The following is an 8513-nucleotide window of genomic DNA, read 5'->3' on the forward strand; positions in this document are numbered from 1 at the left end:
GGGATCGATTCCTGATCGCGCCGAGCACTGATTTCACGAGAGACTGTCGGCCTGACTTCGCACGTGCGGGCGCCCTTCTTTCGGGGTCAATTCTTTAACTGACCACTCAGTTAATCTGCTAGCGTGGGCGCATGGCCCGCACTGCCGACCCGGAACGCGCTGCCGCGCGGCGCGAAGCGATCGTGCAAGCCGCCGCGGCGCTGTTCGCCGAGCGCGGCTTCGAGAGCACTTCGGCGGCGGAGATCGCGAAGGCCGCGGGCCTGAGCTCGGGGAGCGTCTTCTACTACTTCGCAGACAAGCGAGCCGTGTTCCGCGCGATCTTCGAGCGGGACCTGCCCACCTCGCGCGAGCTCGTCGACCGGCATGCCGCGGGCGAGGACCCGGTGGCCTCGATCCTGGCGATGGTGGACGCGGTGGCCGTGGAGGCGATGGACCCGCTGGCCCCCGGGATCCTGGTCGAGGTGGTCCGCCAGGCCGGCAAGGACCCGGAGTTGGCGCAGGTCATCACCGAGACCACGGCGGTCCTGCACGAGGGCTTCGCGGCGCTGATCGCGCGTGGCATCGACACCGGCGCGATCGATCCGGCGCTGGATCCGCGCGAGACAGCGCAGTGGATCCAGGTCGTCATCGACGGCGCGTTCCTCAACTCCGATCCGGACCGGGACCCGCGCCCGATGCTGCGCCGGATGATCACCCGCTTCCTCTCCCGACCGTGCGACCCCGCTGGAGACCACGCATGACCACCGTCCGCATACCGAGCGCAGTGCTCTGGGCCCTGACGATCGGCGGCGCGATCCTGGGCGCCGCCCTGGGCTTCCTGGTCAAACCCCTGGTGAACTGGATCATCGACCTGATCGGCGACGCCCCCGGGCCGCTGCGCCTCGCCGCCGCCCTCCCGACCGCCTGGGCGATCCCGGTACTGGCCGTCGTCGGCCTGGGCGTTGGAGCGTGGCTGGCGGCCGAGGCGAAGAAGGACAGCCTGGAGCTGACCGTCCGCCAGGAGGGCGTCGAGCTCAAGCAGGGCGGAACCGAGCGCTACCTCCGCCGCGAGGACGTCGACGCGGTCTTCCAGGACGGAAAGGACCTGGTCCTGCTGGACGCGACCACCAGGCAACTGGCCCGCCACAAGTCCTCAGACCTCCCGAAGGACCAGGTCAAGGCGGCCTTCGAGCACTTCGGCTACCCGTGGGCGGGCGCCTCCGACCCGCACGAGGACGACTTCCGCAAGTGGCTCGACGGCCACCCGGACCTGGACGAAGAGACCAACGCCCTCCTCCGCGCCAGGTCCCGAGCCCTCACCGACAAGCAGCACGGAGCAGCAGCCGACCTGACCGACCAGCTCCAAGCCCGAGGAGTGGTCCTCCGAGACCGAGCAGGAACCCAGCAGTACCGCCAAATCCCCACCCGAAAGACCACCTGACCAACCTCACACCTGCGGTGGGTGAAGGTCTTTTCCGGCGTCGGTGACAATGGTGGGGTGACCGCCACCTTGTCCAAGCCCGCCTTGAAGATCGGACCGCACCAGGTCGATCCGCCGGTCGTGCTCGCGCCGATGGCCGGGATCACCAACGTCGCGTTCCGCCGGCTGTGCCGCGAGTACGGCGCCGGGCTCTACGTGTGCGAGATGATCACGAGCCGGGCGCTGGTCGAACGGCACCCCAAGACGCTCGAGATGATCACCTTCGCCCCGGACGAGCACCCGCGCTCCATGCAGCTCTACGGGGTCGACCCGGTGACCATGGGCAAGGCCGTCCAGATGATCGTCGACGAGGACCTCGCCGACCACGTCGACATGAACTTCGGCTGCCCGGTGCCGAAGGTGACCCGCAAGGGCGGGGGTTCCGCGCTGCCGTACAAGCGGCGGCTGTTCGCCGAGATCGTGCAGGCCGCGGTGCGCGCCGCCGAACCGGCCGGGATCCCGGTGACGGTGAAGTTCCGCATCGGCATCGACGACGACCACATCACCTACCTCGACGCGGGACGGCTGGCCGAGGAGAACGGCGCGGCGGCGGTCGCGCTGCACGGTCGCACCGCCGCCCAGCGCTACTCGGGCACCGCGGACTGGTCGGCGATCGCCCGGCTCAAGGAGCACGTCAAGACCATCCCGGTGCTCGGCAACGGCGACATCTTCAGCGCCGACGACGCCCTGCGGATGATGTCGGAGACCGGCTGCGACGGCGTCGTGGTCGGGCGCGGCTGCATGGGCCGCCCGTGGCTGTTCCGCGACCTGCAGGCCGCCTTCGCCGGCGAGCCGATCCCGACCGGGCCGAAGCTCGGCGAGGTCGCCGTGGTCCTCAGGCGGCACGCCGTGCTGCTCGCCGACCACATGGGCGAGGAGAAGGGCCTCCGCGACCTGCGCAAGCACATGCCGCAGTACCTGCGCGGCTTCCCGGTCGGCTCGGACCTGCGCAGGCAGTTCGGCATGGTGTCCAGCCTGGCCGAGCTCGACGACCTGCTGGCCCAGCTCGAGCACGACGCACCGTTCCCGATCGACGCCGAGGGCCCGCGCGGCCGCCAGGGCTCGGCCGGCAAGGTCGTGCTGCCGGAGGGCTGGCTCGACGACCCGGACGACATCACCGTCCCCACCGCGGCCGAGATCGACTCCAGCGGCGGCTGACGCCCCCTCCAGCGTGGCGGTCCGGGTAGGCGGCAAGACGAAGGACGAGGGCGCCCAGGTGTCGAAATCCGTTGCGCGCAGCCGATTCCGCTGCCGATCAGCCGTTCTCGTCGGCGCATCGGCGGCGGTTCTCGCAGCGGGCTGCGCGCAGCCGCCGCCGGAACCCGCCGCGGTCGGGCTGGCCGAGCAGTACTTCGCGGACAACAACGCCGCCGCCCGGTCGGGACCCGCCGCCCAGCAGGAGTTCTTCCGCCGCACGCAGCACCCGGACTTCACCGACCAGACCTGCGACCTCGGCGACACCACCGTCCAGCTGGACCCGGCGATGTCCACGCTGCGCCCCGATCCCGGCTACGCACCCGATGGTCTGGCGCCGCGCGGCGAGATCTGGGTGATCGGCGTCGAGGTGACCACCCGAACCGCGGGGACCACCACCGGACACCAGATCGGCTCGATGCACCTCGTCCTGCTCGACGGCCAGCTCCGCGCCTTCGCCCCCTGCCCCAGTGCCTGACGCAAATTCAATGGAAATCAGAGGTCCGATTTCCATTGAATTCGCGGAAGTTGTCCACAGGAATCCGGACTTGTCCACAGGTCTCGGCGTGTCGGCCACCCAGTCGTGGAACATCGTTGCGAGATCAAGAGCCCGTAACGCCACGCCGATGCGACACCGATTAAGTTGCGATGCGGTGGTGGAACTCACGTGCTCGTCTGCTCGTCCGAGCGGGTGGGTCCGTTCGGATTCGCTTCCCCATCCACCTCTCGCCCGGTACACATCAGGCAGTTGGGGATTCGAACGGCGCTCGCATTCGGACGAGGCCAGGGGGTCAGCCGGTTGAGCGAACTGAGCGACGAGCGGGTCAGACCAGCTCGACATGTCCGTCACACCCGAAGACACCACGGACGGGAGGTGAGTGCGATGACCGGCATGCGCAACGGTTTCGCGGGGCGGGAGCCCCTCCACGAGAGCGACGTGCCCCTGCTGCCGTCCGGCCGACGCACCCGCCAGGACCTGGCCAACGGGACCGGGATGGCGGAGCTGCACGAATCGATCGCGAGCCTGCTGGCCGCACGCGGCCAGTGGCGCCAGGCCTACCACCACCTGCGCTCGGCGCTGGACGCGCGATCCAGCGTCCCGCGGGTTCCGGAGCAGCTGCGGCACGAGGTCAACCGGCTGCGCCGCGAGCACGCCGAAGCCCGCGAGCAGAGCCTGCGCGACAGCCTCACCGCCAGCTACAACCGCCGCTACCTGGACGAACGGCTGGCCGACCTGCTCACCGAGCACGCCGGGACCGACGCCGGGCTCGCCGTCGCGCTGGTCGACCTGGACTGGTTCAAGCAGGTCAACGACAACTACGGGCACCTGCTGGGCGACCGGGTGCTGCAACGCGTCGTCGACCTGCTGCAGAAGTCGCTGCCCAGCGGGGCGTTCTGCGCCCGCTACGGCGGCGAGGAGTTCGTGCTCGTGCTGCCCGACGTCGACCCGGCCGAGGCGGTGGCGGTGTGCGAGACGGCCCGCTCGCTGGTGGAGCGGTTCCCGTGGTCGCAAATGGCCCCGGGGCTGCGGGTGACGGTCAGCATCGGCGTCGCGCACGAGCACACCGCCGCCGGACCCGCGCCGGTCTCCGCCGAACAGCAGTTGATCAGCGCGGACGCGCTGCTCTACGCGGCGAAGCAGGCGGGGCGCAACGCGGTCGCCCACCGGATGGGATCCGATGTCCGTTTGGCCGGAATCGCCGCCGAGCGACGAGGAACACATCCGAGAAAGGCGTCGAGTTACTGATCGGCACCTGCCATCATCGCTCGGCGTGATCAACCGTGTTTGCGCCGGTCAACCGGCATAGCACGGTTGGCCGCAATAGACGAGGCACGAGGTACGATCGTGCACTGATTGTGAAGAAATTGTCGGTCCTATCGTCAGTTCGGGCGATCGGCCGTACTATCTCGGAGGCGCCGTCCGATACACGTCGGGGGGTATCGAGCGCGTCGGCATCATGCAGACCGTTGGCATTTTCGAAGGTGGGAGGGAAAAGGCGTGCCGCAAGACCCCCGGCATGGCGAGGTCGGGCACCGGCGTTCCCGCCCGGAAGCCGATGCTGACGACGGCTCCGCCGCTACCGGTCGACGCCGCCGCGCACTCAGCGAAGACGGCACCGGCGGTACCCGAGTCATAGACCTGCTGTCCAAGCACGGCAAGGCCCCCGGTGGCTCCAACCACCGGCGCGCGGCCGAACCGGAGCCCCCGCAGCCCCAGCCGCCCCGCAACACCCGTCCCCCGCAGCCCGGCCCGGCCGCTCCCCCCGAAGCGTCCGAACCGGCCTCGCGGCCCCCGGACGCCGCACCGCGGCGCCGCCAAGCTCCCCCGAACCGTCCCGGCACACCGCCTCCGGGCTGGACTCCGCCCGCCGGTGGTCGTCCCCCGCAGCCGCCTGCTCGACGCCAGGACACCCCGCCTCCGCCCAGCCGCCGACCGGCGGCGGGTGGCGCCGCAGCCGCCTTCGCCGGTGGCGCAGCCGCCCGCGGCGGACGCCCGGACGAACCGCCGGTCAACGGTGGCCCCCGCAACGGCGCCCCCGTCGAACCCCCGCGCGGCGCCGCACCCGCTGAACCCCCGCGCGGCGCCGCTCCGGCCAAGCCACCGGTCAACGGCACGCCCGCCGAGCCCCCGCGCAACGACGTCGAGGCCACGCAGATCAGCCAGGCGCTGTCCGGCGCACCGGCCAGCCCGCCGCGCCGGATGCGCCAGCCCGCGCCGAAACGCCCGGTCCCGCCCCCGGTGAACGAGGACCTCGAGGCCACCACCCAGCACGCGCCGGTGCCCCCGGCACCGCCGAAGGCCGAGGCGACCTCGGTGGTCTCGCGGCTCAACCCCGAGGAGCAGGCGACCACCTTCGCCAAGCCGGTCACTCCGCCGAAGCGCAAGCCCGCCGCGCCGGTGAACGCCGCCGAGGAGACCGCGATCGTCGCGGCCCCGGACGACCTCTCCGACCTGGTCGACGACGACGAGTTCGACGACCTGGACGAGGACCTCGAAGCCGACGAGGAGTCGAGCGAGGAGCGGCAGGCGGACATCAAGCAGATCGACGCCACGCTCGCCCGCTTCTCCGCGGTCCACGACGAGATCGCCGCCGAGGAGGAGGCCCGCCGCAAGAAGTTCTCGTGGCTGCTCGGCAAGCGCAAGGAGCCCGAGCTCGGCACCGACATGCCCTTCGACTTCCACGACGAGGAGGGCCGCGGCGGCCAGTCCCGGATGGAGTGGAAGAAGAAGCAGCGCAAGCGCCGCACCAACCTGATCGTGATGGCGGTCGCGGTGGCCGCTTCGCTGTCGGTTTTCCTGACGCTCGGCTTCGCCTGGGGCGCCACCACGTTCTGGGGCCCGTCGTCCATCGCAGCGCTGGACCCGAACTCCGACTCCATCAAGGACGTCGCCAAGCAGACCGGTGACCAGAACTTCCTGCTGGTCGGTTCGGACACCCGCGCCGGGGCCAGGCCCGAGGACGGCGTGGGCACCGAGGAGGAGTCCGCAGGCGCCCGCGCGGACACCACGATGATCGCGCACATCCCGGCCGACCGGAGCCGCGTGGTCCTGGTGTCGTTCCCGCGCGATCTGCAGGTCGACATGCCCGCGTGCGAGCGCTGGGACGCCAAGACCGGCCAGTACACCGGTCAGCAGGTGCCGGCCCGCCAGGACGTCCGGCTCAACGAGGCTTACGCCGTGGGCGGTCCGCTGTGCACCACGAAGGTCGTCCAGCAGATCTCCGGTCTGCGGGTGGACAGCTTCCTGGGCATCGACTTCAACGGCTTCAAGTCCATGGTGGACGCGGTGCAGGGCGTCGAGGTCTGCACCGAGAAGCCGATCATCGACGACACCCTCGGCACCGTGATCCCCGAGGCCGGCAAGCACACCATCAGCGGCGAGCAGGCGCTCAGCTACGTGCGCGCCCGGCACGTCCAGGGCGACCCGACCTCGGACTACGGCCGCATGCAGCGCCAGCAGATGTTCCTGTCCGCGCTGCTGCGCAAGACGATGTCCGGCCAGGTGCTGCTCGACCCGGGCAAGCTCAGCAACTTCGTCAAGGCGGTCAGCGCCAACACCTTCGGCGAGAACATCGGCGCCGACCGGCTGATGGACCTGGGCCAGCAGCTGCAGGGCCTGGACCCGAAGAAGGTCACCTTCATCACCGTGCCCACCACCGGCTACGCCAACGACGAGGGCATGGAGGTCCTGCGCGAGGACGACACCCGCGCGCTGTTCCAGTCCATCCTCGACGACCAGCCGGTGACCACCGACGCCCAGCCCCAGCAGGCGGCCAACACCCAGAACCTGCCCAGCGGCGGCGGTGCCAGCTTCCACCCGGCGAAGCCGAGCGACGGCGAGGAGCCGCCGCCCGCGACCGGCCTGTCCACGGTGAACGCCGGAACCGACCTCTGCGGCTGAGAACCCGCTCACGGCTCGTGAGCACTTTGTGGTGCTATCACGCCGCAAAGTGCTCACGAGCCGTTCTGGTCCCGCCCGGAACGATCATGAAACCCCTGCTCGAGCAGGGATTCCTCACTTCGTGTTAACCGCTGGTTCACCACGGGGCATTCTTCGCGATCCCGCCTGGAAGTACTCTGGGTTGCATGCGTGAGGTCTACCAGGAACAGCTCGGCGAGCAGGCCGAAGAACTCGCTTCGATGTCGGCCATGGTCGGCGCCGCCATGGAGCGCGCCACCAAGGCACTCCTGGAGGCCGACCTCGAGTTGGCCGAACAGGTCATCGAGGACGACGTGCAGGTCGACGAGGCGCGGGCGCGCGCGGAGGAGCACGCCTTCGGGCTGCTCGCCCTCCAGGCGCCGGTGGCCGGCGACCTGCGGACGGTCATCTCCACCATCCACACCGCCGAGGACCTCGAGCGGATGGGCGACCTGGCGCTGCACGTGGCCAAGACCGCCCGCCGCCGCCACCCGAACGCGGTGCTGCCGCCGGACGTGCAGCCGTACTTCGCCGAGATGGGCCGGATCGCGGTCAAGCTCGCCGAGCGCGCGCGGACGGTCATCCAGACCCAGGACGTGGAAGCCGCGCGCGGGCTGGAGGAGGACGACGACGAGATGGACGACCTCCACCGCCACCTGTTCACCGTGATGATGAGCCCGGAGTGGTCGCACGGCGTGGCCGCCGCGGTGGACGTCACGCTGCTCGGCCGGTTCTACGAGCGCTTCGCGGACCACGCGGTGTCGGTGGCTCGCCGGGTCGTGTTCATCGTGACCGGAAAGATGCCGAACAGCTGAGGCGTTTCCGCAGCTCGCCGCCGCTGTGACCGACGAAGTATTAATACTCGGTCTCAGTACTCGCTACTGCTGATCGCCATGTGCGATCCTCGTTCGGGTGAGAACGTTCCGAACCGGGGTCGCTGAGGTGCGCGTTGCGTAAGAGTCCGACCGTGCACAGACGACGGCTGGGCAGCGAGCTGCGGCGGCTGCGCGAATCCGCGGGGCGCACGCACCGCGAAGTCGCCGCCCACCTGGACTGCTCCCAGGGCAAGATCAGCCAGATCGAACTCGGCCGGGTACCGGTCCGCACCTCCGACGTGCGGCTGATGGCCGAGTTCTACGGCGTGACCACCGAACAGCTCTCCTCGCTGGTGGACCTCGCGCAGGACTCCAAGCAGCGCGGCTGGTGGCAGCAGTACCCGAGCACGGCGCAGCGGCCGGGTCTGCAGACCTACCTCGGCCTGGAGACCTCGGCGAAGGCGGTGAGCTGCTACGGCGCGGACCCGCTGCCGGAGCTGCTGCAGACCGCCGACTACAGCCGCGCGCTGCTGACCGCCGAGGTCCACGAGCTCACCCAGGACGATCTGCAGGAGCGGCTCGCGGTGATCTCGACCCGCCAGCAGAGCCTGCTCGGCGAGCAGCC

At 70.3% G+C, this 8513-nt stretch carries 8 protein-coding genes; all 8 read left to right on the forward strand.

Annotated elements, in window-relative coordinates; all coding sequences use genetic code 11:
• Window positions 1-131 precede the first annotated feature (131 nt).
• A complete protein-coding gene (locus tag ABTZ89_RS31140) occupies window positions 132-740 on the forward strand; it encodes a TetR/AcrR family transcriptional regulator (RefSeq protein ID WP_351051426.1) in 609 nt (202 codons plus the stop codon).
• Window positions 737-1420: a YqeB family protein gene (locus ABTZ89_RS31145; protein ID WP_351051429.1), complete on the forward strand. Its 684-nt coding sequence runs from the start codon at window positions 737-739 to the stop codon at window positions 1418-1420. Before ABTZ89_RS31140 ends, ABTZ89_RS31145 begins: the two co-directional genes overlap by 4 nt.
• Before the next feature lie 57 nt (window positions 1421-1477).
• The gene (gene dusB, locus ABTZ89_RS31150; RefSeq protein WP_270950582.1) at window positions 1478-2617 is read left to right on the forward strand and encodes a tRNA dihydrouridine synthase DusB; all 1140 of its coding nucleotides are present in this window, start codon (window positions 1478-1480) and stop codon (window positions 2615-2617) included.
• Between the two features lie 13 nt (window positions 2618-2630).
• A complete protein-coding gene (locus ABTZ89_RS31155; protein ID WP_351051432.1) occupies window positions 2631-3131 on the forward strand; it encodes a hypothetical protein in 501 nt (166 codons plus the stop codon).
• Window positions 3132-3536: 405 nt separating this feature from the next.
• On the forward strand, window positions 3537-4400 hold the full coding sequence (locus tag ABTZ89_RS31160; RefSeq protein WP_270950580.1) for a GGDEF domain-containing protein: 864 nt from the start codon (window positions 3537-3539) through the stop codon (window positions 4398-4400).
• 252 nt (window positions 4401-4652) lie between these two features.
• Window positions 4653-7055: an LCP family protein gene (locus tag ABTZ89_RS31165; RefSeq protein WP_351051436.1), complete on the forward strand. Its 2403-nt coding sequence runs from the start codon at window positions 4653-4655 to the stop codon at window positions 7053-7055.
• A gap of 185 nt (window positions 7056-7240) precedes the next feature.
• On the forward strand, window positions 7241-7888 hold the full coding sequence (gene phoU / locus ABTZ89_RS31170; RefSeq protein WP_270950578.1) for a phosphate signaling complex protein PhoU: 648 nt from the start codon (window positions 7241-7243) through the stop codon (window positions 7886-7888).
• Window positions 7889-8040: 152 nt separating this feature from the next.
• The coding region (locus ABTZ89_RS31175; protein WP_351051439.1) for a Scr1 family TA system antitoxin-like transcriptional regulator at window positions 8041-8513 on the forward strand (473 nt) is incomplete at its 3' end.

It is taken from the genome of Saccharopolyspora sp. NPDC002686 (genome assembly GCF_040295745.1).
In the GTDB taxonomy this organism is placed as follows: domain Bacteria; phylum Actinomycetota; class Actinomycetes; order Mycobacteriales; family Pseudonocardiaceae; genus Saccharopolyspora; species Saccharopolyspora oryzae.

Bases quoted from the DNA above. Each gene is read 5' to 3' on its own strand.
- ABTZ89_RS31140 (WP_351051426.1), top strand. From the start codon at position 132: ATGGCCCGCACTGCCGACCCGGAACGCGCTGCCGCGCGGCGCGAAGCG.
- phoU (WP_270950578.1), top strand. From the start codon at position 7,241: ATGCGTGAGGTCTACCAGGAACAGCTCGGCGAGCAGGCCGAAGAACTC.
- ABTZ89_RS31160 (WP_270950580.1), top strand. From the start codon at position 3,537: ATGACCGGCATGCGCAACGGTTTCGCGGGGCGGGAGCCCCTCCACGAG.
- ABTZ89_RS31145 (WP_351051429.1), top strand. From the start codon at position 737: ATGACCACCGTCCGCATACCGAGCGCAGTGCTCTGGGCCCTGACGATC.